A 14,841-nucleotide genomic window follows, 5' to 3' on the forward strand; every position below is an offset into this window, starting at 1 on the left:
TTGACAGCGTTAGATCAGTTCGTCGGCGTCGTCGATGATATCGGCGCCGGGCTCACCCATTACAAGTTCGTCGTGAACGCCGCAGAAGCGCGAGCCGGGGCGGGACTGGTTGCGGCAGCGCACGCCGTCCTCGTCCACATAAGCGCAGCGCTCGGTCTCAAGGTCCTCATCGTCCTCGTAGATAAGGTCCTCGGCGGGGGCGGCGGGAACCGGAACGTTCTTGAGGATGTCCGCAGCAAGGGTCTCGTTCTTGATGTCGATGTGCCAACCCGTGAGGCGAGCGGCGAGACGGGCGTTCTGGCCCTCCTTGCCAATGGCAAGAGAGAGCTGGTCGTCCGGGACGATGACGCCCGCGTAGTTCTTCTCCTCATCGATCAGCACGCGGGTGACCTTAGCGGGAGACAGAGCATTGGCAACGTAGACGGCCGGATCGGCATCCCACAAGATGACGTCGACGCGCTCGCCGCGGAGTTCGGAAACCACGGTGCGGACACGGCTGCCCTTGGGGCCAACGCAAGCACCGACCGGATCGAGGCGGTCGTCCAGGGAGCGGACGGCGACCTTGGAGCGCATACCGGGCTCGCGGGCGATGGACTTGACCTCGACGGTGCCCTCATAGATCTCAGGTACCTCGAGCTCGAAAAGGCGCTTGATCAGCGCGGGGTGCGTACGGGAGACCACGATAGGCGGACGAGAGTGCTCGCCGCGAACGGGCTGCAGCGTGGAATTGGGGTCGCGGACGTCGATGATGACGGCCTTGAGGCGCTGGTTGTGAAGATAGCGCTCGCCCTGGGGACGCTCGTTGCGCTCGTTCTCGTAGCGGCGCTGGTCAAAATGCGGGAGCTCGGCCTCGACGCCCTCGCGGATCTTCACGATGGTGAAGTCCGGGGTGGACTGAAGCACGGTGCCGTTGATGATGTCGCCGATACGACCGGAGAACTCCTCGTAGATCTGCTCGCGGGCGGAGTTGCGGACGATCGCGTTGATCTCCGCCTTGGCGTGCTGGGCGGCGATGCGAGAAGTATCGCGAGGGGTGACGTCGATCTCTTCCCACTCGGTGTAGTTGCCCTCTTCGTCCATAGAGTCATCGATGGGGATGAGCTTGTAGACGTAGATCTTGCCATTGGAGCGGTCGATGGTGACCTTGGCGCCCCAATCAAGATGCAAGATCTCGGCGTAGCTCTTGGCAAGCGACTGCTCGAGGCGGTCGATCAGGTAGAGCTGGTCGATGTGCTTCTCCTGGCACAGCGCCATCAGCGCGTCCATCATATCGGATGCCATTTACTTCTCCTCCTTCTTGGGCTTGAAGTCGAACACCGGCTTCAAGACGCACTTCTTCACTTCGTCGTAAGAGATGGTCGCAGGGTCCTCGCCCTCAAGCTCCAGGGTCACCTGCGTATCGGTCGCCTGGGCGATAGTGCCCTTATAGCTGCGACGGCCCTGCATGGCCGTGGTGGTGAGCTCAACCGGCTCGCCCACAAAGCGGGCGAAATCGGAAGGACGACGCAGGGGGCGCGCCATGCCAGGGCTCGAAACCTCGAGCGTATAGGGTCCGGCGATAGGATCGAGCTGCTCAACGCAATCGGAAACCCATGCGCTCTGCGCGGTCACGTCTTCGAGCGAGATGGATTCGCCGTCAAGGCGATCGAGGCGAACGCGCACGCACGGCGCCTTGGTCGCGCCCACGATCTCGACATCGACTACATCGATACCGTGGTCCTGGGCGACCGCCTCCAATGCGTCGATGATCTCTTGCTCCAACTTGCTCTTGACCATGCAACACCTCCTCATACAAGAAAGGAAGCGGGGCCGAAACCCCACTCCCTCTTACGAAACAGCTTCAATTACTTGCCAAGCTTACCACGAATAGGCTGAACTTGCAAAAAATCGGCGAACTGGTCGAAATAAGCGGACGAATGGGGGCTACGTCACCACAATGTTTCCATGAGATTGTGGTGCATCTCCCCCGCCAAGTCCCAATTCGAACCGTTATTTGACCACCAGGTTGACGAGCTTGCCGGGCACGCAGATGGCCTTGACCACCGTTTTACCGTCGATCCACTTAGCGACCGCGGACTCAGCGGCGGCCTGCATGGCGGCGCTGTCGGCTCCAGCGGGCACCATGACGCGGGCGCGCATCTTACCCAGAACCTGAACGGCGATCTCGACCTCGTCCGCGGCAGCCTCCGCGACATCGAACTCAGGCCAGGGGGCAGTATAGACGCTGCCGTCGCGACCCAACGCGGCGTGCCACAGCTCCTCGCAGGCAAACGGGCAGATGGGGGCGAGGACGGAAACGATGTCCTCGGCAACCAGCGCGGTCAGGGCGGCGTCGCGCGACTCCGGCTCCACCGCGTTGATATAGGCGCTCGCAGCGTTGACCAGCTCCATCATCGCGGAGATTGCCGTGTTGAACTGGCCGCGGTCGAAATCGTCGGTGCACTTGGCAAGCGTGCGGTGACGCTCGCGGTACAGATCGAGCGCGGGAGCGTCCAGGCCCGCCTTATCGAGGGTCGAGGAATCACCGGCGGTCTCGCAAAGCTGCCAGACGATGCGCCACGCGCGCTTGATGAAGCGGTTGGCACCCTCCACCGCGTTGGGATCCCAGTCAAAGTCCTTCTCGGGCGGGGCGATGAATAGGATGGCAAGGCGCATGGTATCGGCGCCAAAGGGTTCGATAACGCTGGAAGGCGGAACCACGTTGCCCTTGGACTTGGACATGGTGTCGCCGTTCTCGTCCTTCACCATGCCCTGGCACAGAAGGTTGGTGAAGGGCTCGTCCACATCGAGCAGCCCGATATCGCGCAGCGCCTTGGTGAAGAAGCGGCTGTAAAGCAGGTGCAGAATCGCGTGCTCGATGCCACCGATGTAGTTATCAACCGGCATCCAATGGTTCGCGGCGTCCTTGGAGAAGGGCAGCTCCGTGTTGTGCGGATCGGTATAGCGCAGGTAGTACCAGCTAGAGCACGTGAAGGTGTCCATGGTATCCGTCTCGCGGCGAGCGGGCGCGCCGCACACGGGGCAGGTGGTCTCGTAGAAGTCGCGGCACTCCGCCAGTGTCTCGCCGGCGCCCAGGTCGAGGTTCTCGGGCAGCATCACGGGCAGCTGGTCCTCGGGAACCGGCACGATGCCGCAGCGCTCGCAGTGGATAGCCGGGATGGGATTGCCCCAATAGCGCTGGCGGGAGATGAGCCAGTCGCGCAGGCGGTACTGCACGGAGCGGCGTCCGGTACCGGACGCCTCCAGGTCGGCGACGATGGCCGCCTCGCCCTCGGAGTGCTTGCCGCCGATCATACCGGTGTACTTTCCGGACTGGACCAGCGTGCCCTCGCAGGTGAGCGCCTCCTCCCAATCGACGGACGTGACGACCGTGCCCTGCTCGTCCTTGAGCTGATCGAACAACGGGTCGTCATCAGAAAGGATGATGGGGACAACGGGGAGGTTGTACTTCTTGGCAAACTCGAAGTCGCGCTGGTCGCCGCAAGGCACGGCCATGACGGCGCCGGTTCCGTAATCGGAGATGATGTAGTCGGCGACCCATACCGGCACCTTGGCACCGGAGACCGGGTTGACAACATAACGGCCCGTGAAGGCGCCGTGCTTCTCAAGGGTGCCCTGGGCGCGCTCGACGGCGGAGATGTGCTTGGCGCCCTCGACGACCTCGCGGACCGTCTCCTCGTACTCGGTGCCCTCGACAAGCTCCATCAGGCCCTTGTACTCCGGGGCCAGCAGGAAGAAGGTGTTGCCAAACAGGGTGTCCGCACGGGTGGTGAAGACGGTGATCTTGCCCTCGTCGCCGGGGATGGGCTCGCCGTTCTTATCGCAAAGGGTGAAGTCGACCTCGGCACCCTCGGAGCGACCGATCCAGTTCGCCTGCATCTGCTTCACGCGCTCGGGCCAGCCAGGGAGCTTCTCCAGGTCATCGAGCAGCTCCTGTGCATAGGCGGTGATCTTGATGTACCACTGCTCCAGGTCGCGCTTCTCCACCTCGGAGTCGCAGCGCCAGCAGCGGCCCTCGGTCACCTGCTCGTTCGCAAGGACCGTCTCGCACTTGGGGCACCAGTTGACGGGGTTCTTCTTGCGGTAGACAAGGCCTCGCTCCCACAGCTTCTCGAAGATCCACTGGCCCCAGCGGTAGTAATCCGGGCTGCAGGTCTTGACCAGGCGGTCCATATCGTAGGAGAAGCCCATGCGCTTCATGGTCGCAAGCGCCTGTTCCATATTCTTGTACGTCCAGGCAGCGGCCTGGGTGTTGTGCTTGATGGCGGCGTTTTCCGCAGGAAGGCCAAAGGCGTCGAAGCCGATGGGATGCAGCACATCGAAACCGCGCATGCGGGCCTGGCGCGCCATGGCATCGCCGATGGTGTAGTTGCGCGCGTGTCCCATGTGCAGGTCGCCCGAAGGATACGGGAACATCTCCAAAACGTACTTCTTGGGCTTGCTCGCGTCGGTGTCGACGGCAAAGAGGCTGGAATCCTCCCAAGCTTTCATCCACCGGGACTCAATGGCCTGCGCGTCGTAGGCAGGGATCTCATCCTTATGGTCTGTGCAATCGCACATATCAGCTCCTTTAATCTTAGCTGGGGTCGGTCGGCTTGGCTTTACTCGCTACTGCGGACAGTCCTGCTCGCACGAAGGCCACATTAAGTGGTCTTCGGCTCGTGCGGAACTTGTAGCGAACAAAGCCAAGCCGACCGACCCTAAGGTTAACTTGACTGATGATAGCAAATACAACAAGCGAGATGCCTGCGACTTGTTGGCATCTCGCTTTATCAAAAAAGAGTATGTACAGGGATAACACACTTCATTGGTTGTGAGTCATCAAAGGCCCACCAAATGAGTAACTGGACCAGCAAAATCAACTAAGTTGACCCTAGCCTTCAAGTTCACCCTGTTCGGCCTTATTGGGGTCAAAGAAGAACCAAGTGAGTAGGCCCGACACGACTATTCCAACGCCGTGGATAATGAAGTAGTTGATGATGGCCTGCTGGCTGTACAGGTAGGTAACGATACCCGGAATGGCAGCGACACCCATACCGGTGCTGGCCGCATGAAGCATTGCACCACACCAACCAGCACAGGCACCACCGCAAAGTGCGAACAGGAACGGCCTGCCAAACTTAAGGTTCACACCGAAGATTGCCGGCTCAGTAATGCCCAGGAAGGCAGGCAGCGATGCAGCCATATAAAAACCACGCTTTTTAGGATTCTTCACCTTAAGACCGGTAACCAGAGCAGCGGTAGCTTGGGCCATAATGCCGCCGGAAATCATGGCGTTAAAGGGATTAAAACCAGTGGTGGCAAGGTAGTCGGTTTCGAGCGCAAGGAAGATGTGGTGCATACCGGTAACCACGATCGCCTGCTGCGTGCCGCCAAGGATCAGTCCACCGAGGCCAAACGGCAAAGCAATAACAAACTTAGCAGCCGCCAGGACAGCGTGCTCGACAGTCTGGCACACGGGACCGATGACGAGCATGCCAAGCAGGCCGGCGACAAGAATAGTGGTGAATGGAGTAACGATCAGATCCATCACATCAGGGACAACAGACTTTAGAGCTTTCTCGGTCTTCGCAGCGATAAGGGCGACGACAAGAGCAGGAAGAACAGAACCCTGATAGCCAACCACATTCCACTCCAGACCAAACGGGTGGAAGGTGATTGCCTCAACCGTACCCTTGACCACGTCGTTAGGGTTAGGAAGAAGCGGGTTTACCAGCATGAGACCAAGGACGATACCGATAACGGGGCTGCCGCCAAACTGCTTCATACCCGACCATGCAATGAGCACGGGCAGGAACGTAAAGGCGGTTTTCATCAAGATAGTTGCGATTGTCAGAACGTTGGGGTCCATCTGGACACCAAACGAGTTAATGCAGTTAATAAAACCGCTAAAGAGACCCGTTGCAACCAGAACGGGAATGACGGGAATAAAAATATCGCCCAGAATACGGGATAGTTTCTTAGGGAGCGACATGCCAGCGTACAGATCAGCCTTAATATCGGTGTTAACGCCACCCTGATTCTCTCCAGCAACAATGTCATACACGCGATTGACGAGGCCGGTACCCAAGATTACCTGATACTGCTCGCCAGCGAAGAACTGGCCTTTGACGCCCTCGATGTCCTCGATGGCCTTTTCGTCGACCTTGGCCTTGTCGTGCAGCGTCAAACGCAACCTGGTCGAGCAGTGGCCGACCGCCCTAATATTGTCCATTCCGCCAATCGCGGCAATAATGCCATCGGCAATGGCCTTATCGTCAGTTTTCATGATTAATCCCCTTTCGAGAAGTTCAAAATACATAGTTATGAGTCACGTTACGGACGAGCAGCCGAGCCATCCGGAAGCCTGCAGAGAAGCCAGCTCAGATCCTTATCGGCAGGAGGGAACTCCGCTGCAAGATCCTCATCGATATCAACGCCAATGCCAGGCTGATCGTTTAGATACACATAGCCGTTCTCAACAACCGGCATGCCGGGGAACACGCGATACGTATTCTCCTTAATGCTGCAGCTCCACTCTTGAATGCCAAAGTTCGGAGACGAAATGGAGAGGTGCGTGTTGACCGCATGCCCAATACCGGACATATCGCCGGGCCCATGCCAAGCCGTACGGACACCGTTAACATCCGCAAAAGCAATAATCTTGCGAACGGGCGTGATGCCGCCCGCCTGGCTAATGTGGAGACGCAGATAGTCAACGCTTCGATTCTGAACAAGCTGCATCCACTCGTGAGGATTATTGATGAGTTCGCCCATGGCAAGCGGGCACGTCGTATGAGCACGCACCTGATCGAACCACGCGATCTGCTCGGGAGGCAGCACGTCCTCAAGGAACAACAGGTCGAATTGATCCATCTGCTGCGCAAAGCGAATCGCTTCGGAGGGCGTCAAACGCTCGTGTACATCGTGGCACAGCTCGATGTCGTCGCCAAATTCTCGACGCAGCGCAGCAAAGCCCTTAATGGCTGTGCGCATATAGACCTTGGGGTCATAGTAGGCTCCAGGCAACGCACCCTTAGGCTTGTTCTCGACGGGAACGTTTCCGCCGTAGCCGCCAATCTGCACGCGAATTCGATTCCATCCAGCATCAACACGCTGCTGAACCAAATCAATAGCACCCTCGACCGTCTGCGCATCGGCATGAATGTAAGCCGGAACGGCCTCTCGGCATTTACCGCCAAACAGGTCGTAAAGCGGCATACCGGCCATCTTGCCCTTAATATCCCAAAGTGCCATATCTACGCCAGAGAGGGCGTTGTTCCAGATTGGCCCATTGCGCCAATAACCAGAAACGTGCGCGGTCTGCCAGATATCCTGAATCCGAGCAGGATCCTTACCAGCCAAGAAAGGTTTTAGGTAACGATCGACTGCGTGCGCCACCGCCTCATAACGCTGCGTAAATGTGGCGCAGCCAACACCGTAGATAGACGGGTCGTTCGTCTCCACTTTCACCACAACGAGGTTAATACCCTCAGGAGCAGTGCAAATTGGGCGCACGTCCGTGATCTTCAAGGAGTCCATGTGATTCCTTCCCGATTCATCGAGACACGCTTCTGTTCGCGGTCTCGCCTAACGAGGCCCAGTGTAGGAGGCCAATGTCCCCAAGTGATTCGAGAAAGCAGATATAGGTACTTCGTCCGCGGTTGGGACGAATTCCCAAAGGCTGGGAATTTTCCACAGGTCGCTTACCTGCAAAAACTTAACGATGTGCCCGTTTATATTCGGAATACCTTAAGAACAGGATGCTGACGAGGAGGAAGTACGCATCAAGAACATCGTAGGTGCGCCCTCCGCCGATCGGCAAACTCTCGGTACCGACCAAAATGCTCGCATCAGCAAGATGAGCGATATCGTTATCCAGATAGCTCGTTACCGCAATAAAAGGAACATTTCTGGCTTTGAGATTTCGCGCTAATGTCGTCGCGTTATCAGACTGGCCTTTCAAAGAGAATACAAACAACAAGTCATCTTGAGTTAACGCACCCGTAAGGGCGGCAGTCTCGTCAACGCCTTCCACGACATAAAAGTACTCATCGCCGGCCAGAAACACGCGACGCATCTCCTGCGCAACTGCGCGCTGAAGTGTTCCCGTACCATAAAGGAACACCTTTGAGCTTTGTTCGATGAGCCTAAAAACAGACGTGAAATCGCGGGTCAGAAAATCCTTAAGACATTTCGAAACGATGGAGGTATACCTATCGAGAACTGCGGCATCAACCATACCGCGCGCATCAGCTTCCACCTCTGCCTTAAGGGCATACTTGAACTCGGAAAACCCTCGAAATCCCAAGCGCTGAGTAAAGCGAAGCACAGCAGACTTCGATGCATTGCACTTAGCAGCAAGATCAACGAGCGTTGAGTTCGCCGCTTCAAAGCGATGTATCGAAATATAATGCCAAATATCACGATCGATCTCACCCAAATCGACGTAATGGTCTCGGACCAGTTCGTCAATCTTCATTTCTAATATCTCCCTTATGAAAAGCGCCACAGGACGTTTGAGACAACGATACTCGAATGTGGACCTATCGAAAACAAAAAGCGTCGCCCGCAAATGAAGCGGACGACGCCTTCAACATAAAAACCCGCTAATACCTAAACGCTAGCGATAGGTAACGGACTGCTGCGAATCCTTCACGACAACGTCGTGGGCGCCGCCTTCGACGATGGAGGTGGAGCTTACCAGGGTCAGGCGTGCCTTTTCCTGGAGCTCGGGGATCGAGAGGGCACCGCAGTTGCACATCGTGGACTTGACCTTGTAGAGCGTGCCGCCCACGCCGTCCTTGAGGGAGCCGGCGTACGGCACGTAGGAATCGACGCCCTCGACAAAGGAGAGCTTCTGCGCGCCGCCCAGGTCATAGCGCTGCCAGTTGCGAGCGCGTGCGGAACCCTCGCCCCAGTACTCCTTCATGTACTGGCCGTTGACGTTCACGCGAGAGGTCGGGGACTCGTCGAAACGAGCGAAGTAGCGTCCCAGCATCATGAAGTCGGCGCCCATGGCGAGCGCGAGCGTCATGTGGTAGTCGTAGACGATGCCGCCGTCGGAGCACACGGGCACGTAGATGCCGGTCTCCTCGAAGTACTCGTCGCGAGCGCGGCAGACGTCGATCAGCGCGGTGGCCTGGCCGCGGCCGATGCCCTTGGTCTCGCGGGTGATGCAGATGGAACCGCCGCCGATACCCACCTTGATGAAGTCGGCACCGCAATCTGCCAGGAATCGGAAGCCCTCGGCATCGACCACGTTGCCCGCACCGACCTTGACGGTCTCGCCGTAGTTGGCGCGGATCCACTCGATGGTGCGCTTCTGCCACTCGGAGAAACCCTCGGAGGAGTCGATGCACAAAACGTCTGCACCGGCCTCGACCAACAGGGGCACGCGCTCGGCGTAATCGCGGGTGTTGATACCGGCGCCAACCATGTAGCGCTTGTTGGCATCGAGCAGCTCGTTGGGGTTGGTCTTATGGCTATCGTAGTCCTTACGGAAGACGATGCCCACCAGGTGGTCGTTCTCGTCCACAACGGGAAGAGCGTTGAGCTTCTTATCCCAGATAAGGTCGTTTGCATCCTTCAGGGTGATGTCCTTATCGCCCACGATGAGCTCGGCGCGCGGCGTCATGAACTCGGCAACCTTCTTGGAGTGGTCGTCGCGGCTGGGGCGGTAGTCGCGGCTGGTGACGATGCCCAGCAGCTTGCCGCGGGGCGTACCGTCATCGGTCACGGGCATGGTGGAGTGCCCGGTCTTGTCCTTGAGCTCGATGACCTGGGCCATGGTCATGTCCGGGGTCAGCGTGGAATCGGACTCAACAAAGCCTGCCTTGTGGTCCTTGACAGCCTTGACCATGGCTGCCTCGGACTCGGGAGTCTGGGAGCCGTAGATAAAGGAAAGGCCGCCCTCGGTTGCCAGGGCGACGCCCATGTCGACGCCGGACACGGACTGCATGATGGCGGAGACCATGGGGATGTTCAGGGTGATTGCAGGCTCCTCGCCGCGCTTGAAGCGAGTCAGCGGCGTCTTGAGCGAGACGTTTGTTGGCACGCATTCAGAGGATGAATAACCGGGGACGAGTAGGCACTCGGAAAAGGTATGGGACTCACCTGGGAAAAACGTGGCCATGGTACTCCTTCGCATGTCGCATGTCGTATAGGTTGCAGCCCATTGTAGCGCAGTCGGTGCTGCTACAATGCAGAGTGTCCAAACTATTACACGATATTCCAATGCATCGCGATTGTATGAAGGCAGGTCGCATATGAAATTGAAGGCTTCCGCGCGCCTTGTGGTCAACTCGGAGAACCCCGAGCTGCCGGGCACCTTTAGCCACGGCTGCGTCATGCTTCTCGACGGCGTGTCTCGCACCAAATCGCTTAACAAGGCCGCCAAAGAGCTTGACATGGCTTATTCAAAAGCGTGGCGCCTGGTAAAGGAAGCAGAAGGCCAGCTTGGCTATCAGCTCTTGCTGCGCGACGGGGCCAGAGGGTCTAGCCTTACGCCCGAGGGCGCTCGCGCGGTAGAGGCCTATCGCATCCTTCAGGATGAGATAGACGAGCTGCTACGGCGACGCACCCCCGAGTTATTTGGATAGGCGCGAACACAGGCTAACCGAAAAACGCCTTAAGGCCGATGAAGATCAAGACGATGCCGCCGGTAATCTGAGCATGAGAGCCGAAGCGCTCGCCCAAACGACGCCCGATTATCAGGACGGCAAAGCAGCACGCAAGCGTGGTGAGACCGATCGACAGACCGTACATCACGATATCGGCGCCCGATGCGGCAAGAGAAACCCCGACCACAAACGCATCGATAGACGTTGCGATCGACTCGAAGAAGATAGTGGCGAACGAAAGCTTGGTGGCCGAGCACGCCTCGGGCTCGCGCAACTCCCGTACGGCCTCGAAAATCATCTTACCGCCGACGAACGCGAGAATAACCAGCGAAACAATGCCCGCATAGGCCTCGATGACAGGCGCTATCAAGGTTCCGCCAAAATACCCCGCAACCGGCATAGCGGCCTGGAAGACGGAAAAGGCGATGGGGATGGCGATCTTCTTTGAGATAGGCATATCCGGCTCGCACAGGGTATTGGACAAGGTGACCGCCATGGCATCCATAGCTAGCGCGATGCCCAAAACAATGCTCTCGACCAAAGAACCTATAACCGCTGCGTTCAAGTTTCCTCCCCATACTAAATCTGCAACACCGACGATGCAGAACCAATTCACAAGATGAATGCGACCAGGCCCGACGCCTAGACGATGCCGCGCAGCGCCCTGTCGATATCATCCACAACGCCAAGAGGGTTGTCGGTCCCCGCAAAAAGCCTGACGGTGCAACCCCCGTCGCCCTCGAGCGCGGAAACCCTGGTGCGGGGGCCTCCTGCGGGAGCCGTACGGTACTCGGCTCCAAGCGCGCGGATAAACTCACCCGCCCGCTCGCCCCGCGGCAGCGCGAAATCAATCGCCGGACCTGCGCCGTGCATAAGCACACTCGAAGCAACATTGCGATCTACATGGGCCGAAAGACCGGGATAGTCGACACGCGGTATAGCTGGATGGGCGGAAAGGTATTCGGCGATCGCCCTCGCGTTATCCATATGGCGCTGCATGCGAACCTCGACGGTATCGAGTCCTTGGGCGATGCAGTCAAGCGATGACGCATCCCGAAGAAGGGACGTACGCGCCTCGCTTTGGGACAGCCGCGACTCCAGATGATTTAACGCCGTTCTTGCCGCGGGATCGTCCGCGCGATGCCCGCCCCGCTTAAATTGATCGCGCGCAACGCTCACGGCAACCACCTTGCAGCCAAGAGATCCGGCGGCAATGCGATCGAGGGCCTCGAGCACCACGTGAGCTCCAAGGGAAAGGGCACGGCACCCAAAAAGAGAGGCGACGGTGTTATCGACAACCAACAGCGCTCCCTCTTCTCGAGCGACGACCGCAAGCGCGCGAAGATCTGGAACCCTGAGCCCCAGGCAGCCGATAGAATTCACAAACCAGACAAGTGAAGCGTCTTTGGATCCCGCATCCCTCCCCGCTCGTACAAACTCGTCCACGCACGGACGGTCGATAAAGCGAATGCAGGTTGAATCGAAACCCTGCAAAAAAGCAGCGGTGAAATCATTTGCGCACGCCACCAAACACGTACGGTCCGCAAGGCCCGTTAGCGCAAGGGCCGCGGGCGCATGAGCTGCCCGCATAAACCAAGACGCGCGAGCCGAGCATGCGCACGCATAGCGCTCCTCGATAGACACGAGGTCACCCATTGCAATCCCCCCCTTTTTTTGCAAATAAGAAGAATTTATTATTCCATCAAAAAGGAAAGCCCCGCAACCAAAAGGGCTGCGGGGCGCTGTATGGACTCTGTAATGCTTTGGCCGATGAGCCCATCTAAGCAAAGCCGTTAGCGACGCTCGGCGATCTCTGCCTTGATATCGGCGATGAAGTCGGAAAGCTCGCGCTGGACAGTCTCGTTGCTGCGGTCGCGGACGGAGATGTTGCCGCTCTCGACCTCCTTCTCACCGATGATGAGCATGTAGGGAACGCGGTCCGTGCTACGGGCGTCGCGGATCTTGTAGCCAATCTTCTCGTCGCGATCGTCCACCTTGGCGCGGACGCCGGCATCAACGAGCTGATCGCAGACGGTGTGGGCGTAGTCGCGGCTCTTCTCGGAGACGGGCAGGACCTTGACCTGCAGCGGAGCGAGCCAAGTGGGGAACTTGCCCTCGAAGTGCTCGATCAGGATGCCGATGAAGCGCTCGATGGAGCCGAAGCAGACGCGATGGAGCATGATGGGGCGCTTCTTCTCGCCATCGGCGTCAATGTAGGTGAGATCGAAGTTCTGGGGCATCTGGAAGTCCAGCTGAACGGTGCCGCACTGCCAGGTGCGACCCAGCGAGTCCTCCAGGTGGAAGTCGATCTTGGGACCGTAGAAGGCGCCGTCGCCCTCGTTGATGACATAGTCCATGCCAAGCTGCTCGAGCGCGGTCTTGAGGCCGGCCTCCGCCGCCTCCCAATCCTCGTCCGAACCCATCGAGTCATCGGGACGAGTAGAGAGCTCCAGGTGATAGGTGAAGCCGAACTTGTCATAGACGGAGGTAATGAGGTTCACAACGCCCACGATCTCGTCGGTCAGCTGCTCGGGGGTAACGAACAGATGGGCATCGTCCTGGTTGAAGCAGCGGACGCGGAACAGGCCGTGCAGGGCGCCCTTGAGTTCGTGACGATGCACCAATCCGATCTCGCCGGCGCGGATGGGAAGCTCGCGGTAGCTATGCGGCTTGGAGCTGTAGACAAGGACGCCGCCCGGGCAGTTCATGGGCTTGATGCAGTACTCTTCGTCATCGATGACGGTGGAGTACATGTTGTCCTTGTAGTGGTCCCAGTGACCGGAGGTCTTCCACAGCTGCTTGTTCATGATCTGGGGCGTGGAAATCTCGACGTAACCGGCGGCGGTGTGGATCTCGCGCCAATAGTCAAGCAGCGTGTTCTTAAGAATCATGCCGTTGGGCAGGAAGAACGGGAAACCGGGGGCCTCGTCGCGCATCATGAACAGGTCCATATCGCGGCCGATCTTGCGGTGGTCGCGCTTCTTGGCCTCCTCGAGCAGGCGCAGGTGCTCCTCAAGCTCGTCCTTGGTGGCAAACGCGGTGCCGTTGATGCGGGTGAGCATCTTATTGTTCTTATCGCCCTTCCAGTAGGCGCCGGAAACGCCGGTGAGCGTAAAGGCCTTGAGCGCCTTGGTATAGGTGAGGTGCGGGCCGACGCACATGTCGATGTAGTCGCCCTGCTGGTAGAAAGTGATGCGGGCGTCCTCGGGCAGGTCACCGATATGCTCGACCTTGTACTTCTCGCCACGCTCCTCCATGAGGGCGACGGCCTCCTCGCGGGGAAGCTCGAAGGTGCTGAACTTGAGGTTCTCCTTGACGATCTTCTTCATCTCAGCCTCGATCGCGGGCAAATCGTCCTCGCTGATCTTCTTGTCACCGAGGTCGACGTCGTAATAGAAGCCGTTATCGGTTGCGGGGCCGTATGCAAAGTCGGCCTCGGGGTACAGGCGCTTGATGGCCTGCGCCATGATGTGAGCGGCGGAGTGGCGGATTACGTGGACGACATCCTCGTCCGCGACCTCTGCGACGGAGCCGTCGTTATACAGTGCCTTCATGTAAATCTCCCTCTTGTAGATGAGCTTAGTACCAGAATAAAGATGTATCGCCATGCGCCCACGCACAATGTATCGATACCGCAAAACACCCGCCATCCACATATTTGGAAGACGGGTGCTTGGACGCGCATATCACGCCGCGAAAACCGGAGCGTGCGCGCCTATTGGATGTGAGTTCGGCAGTACGGGCACACTTTCCAATGAGCGTCGAGCGGCTTGTGGCATGAGGGGCAGACGTTGCGAACCTGCGTGTTGCATACCGGGCAGACAATAAAGTCTTTCTCGATGGTGGTGCCGCACTTGGGACATGCGCCGTACTGGGCTAGCTGGTGCTCGCGGATAGCGACGTCGAGCTCCTGCTCCTCGCGATCGGACGCATAGGAATTGGGGCGCAGGACAATGTATGCGATGAGGCCGACCAGCGGGATGAGCGCGACCAGGCCCCACGCCCAAAACGCCTTGACGCCGCGGCGCTTCGCGTCGATGAACACATAGACGACGGAGAGCACGTACAGTGCGACAATGAAGCCGATGAACAGATAGACCGCCATCATCAACTGCGGCGACATGAGCTCCTGGATATACTTCGACATAGCGATGCGCTACCTTCCTATCTGGTACGCCGACTTGCGGCGACATGGTCTTTGGCATTGTATACCGCATACGGCGGCTTCGTCCATTATTCA

Annotated in this window: 12 protein-coding genes; 1 reads left to right on the forward strand and 11 read right to left on the reverse strand. The window is 58.4% G+C overall.

What is annotated here, in order from left to right; all coding sequences use genetic code 11:
* Window positions 1-9: 9 nt before the first annotated feature.
* The 7 genes from nusA to HMPREF9452_RS02695 form a co-directional block, all read right to left on the reverse strand.
* Entirely contained in the window at window positions 10-1,281 is a 1,272-nt protein-coding gene (gene nusA / locus HMPREF9452_RS02665; protein ID WP_009140561.1) for a transcription termination factor NusA, read from the reverse strand.
* Window positions 1,282-1,776 carry a ribosome maturation factor RimP gene (locus HMPREF9452_RS02670; protein ID WP_009140562.1) on the reverse strand — a complete coding sequence of 165 codons (495 nt, stop codon included), beginning with the start codon at window positions 1,774-1,776 and terminating at the stop codon, window positions 1,282-1,284.
* Window positions 1,777-1,989: 213 nt separating this feature from the next.
* Complete coding sequence (gene leuS, locus HMPREF9452_RS02675) at window positions 1,990-4,560, reverse strand: leucine--tRNA ligase (protein ID WP_009140563.1); 2,571 nt, start codon at window positions 4,558-4,560, stop codon at window positions 1,990-1,992.
* A gap of 313 nt (window positions 4,561-4,873) precedes the next feature.
* Complete coding sequence (locus tag HMPREF9452_RS02680) at window positions 4,874-6,268, reverse strand: PTS transporter subunit EIIC (RefSeq protein ID WP_009140564.1); 1,395 nt, start codon at window positions 6,266-6,268, stop codon at window positions 4,874-4,876.
* A gap of 47 nt (window positions 6,269-6,315) precedes the next feature.
* Window positions 6,316-7,521 carry an enolase C-terminal domain-like protein gene (locus tag HMPREF9452_RS02685; protein WP_009140565.1) on the reverse strand — a complete coding sequence of 402 codons (1,206 nt, stop codon included), beginning with the start codon at window positions 7,519-7,521 and terminating at the stop codon, window positions 6,316-6,318.
* 178 nt (window positions 7,522-7,699) lie between these two features.
* Window positions 7,700-8,461 carry a MurR/RpiR family transcriptional regulator gene (locus tag HMPREF9452_RS02690; RefSeq protein WP_009140566.1) on the reverse strand — a complete coding sequence of 254 codons (762 nt, stop codon included), beginning with the start codon at window positions 8,459-8,461 and terminating at the stop codon, window positions 7,700-7,702.
* A 141-nt stretch (window positions 8,462-8,602) separates the two neighbouring features.
* On the reverse strand, window positions 8,603-10,114 hold the full coding sequence (locus HMPREF9452_RS02695; protein WP_009140567.1) for an IMP dehydrogenase: 1,512 nt from the start codon (window positions 10,112-10,114) through the stop codon (window positions 8,603-8,605).
* Between the two features lie 133 nt (window positions 10,115-10,247).
* Between HMPREF9452_RS02695 and HMPREF9452_RS02700 the strand changes: the two genes are divergently transcribed.
* Window positions 10,248-10,580, forward strand: coding sequence for a winged helix-turn-helix domain-containing protein (locus tag HMPREF9452_RS02700; RefSeq protein ID WP_009140568.1), 333 nt, complete (start codon window positions 10,248-10,250; stop codon window positions 10,578-10,580).
* A 13-nt stretch (window positions 10,581-10,593) separates the two neighbouring features.
* Here the strand turns inward: HMPREF9452_RS02700 and HMPREF9452_RS02705 are convergent, their stop codons facing one another.
* The 4 genes from HMPREF9452_RS02705 to HMPREF9452_RS02720 all read right to left on the reverse strand — a co-directional run bounded on the left by HMPREF9452_RS02705 (window position 10,594) and on the right by HMPREF9452_RS02720 (window position 14,748).
* Entirely contained in the window at window positions 10,594-11,166 is a 573-nt protein-coding gene (locus tag HMPREF9452_RS02705; RefSeq protein WP_009140569.1) for a manganese efflux pump MntP, read from the reverse strand.
* 77 nt (window positions 11,167-11,243) lie between these two features.
* Entirely contained in the window at window positions 11,244-12,257 is a 1,014-nt protein-coding gene (locus tag HMPREF9452_RS02710; RefSeq protein ID WP_009140570.1) for a PLP-dependent transferase, read from the reverse strand.
* Between the two features lie 137 nt (window positions 12,258-12,394).
* Window positions 12,395-14,155, reverse strand: a complete 1,761-nt coding sequence (gene thrS / locus HMPREF9452_RS02715) for a threonine--tRNA ligase (RefSeq protein ID WP_009140571.1) — start codon at window positions 14,153-14,155, stop codon at window positions 12,395-12,397.
* Between the two features lie 161 nt (window positions 14,156-14,316).
* Window positions 14,317-14,748, reverse strand: coding sequence for a double zinc ribbon domain-containing protein (locus tag HMPREF9452_RS02720; RefSeq protein WP_009140572.1), 432 nt, complete (start codon window positions 14,746-14,748; stop codon window positions 14,317-14,319).
* Window positions 14,749-14,841: the final 93 nt, after the last annotated feature.

The organism is Collinsella tanakaei YIT 12063, from assembly GCF_000225705.1.
GTDB classification, from domain to species: Bacteria; Actinomycetota; Coriobacteriia; order Coriobacteriales; family Coriobacteriaceae; genus Collinsella; species Collinsella tanakaei.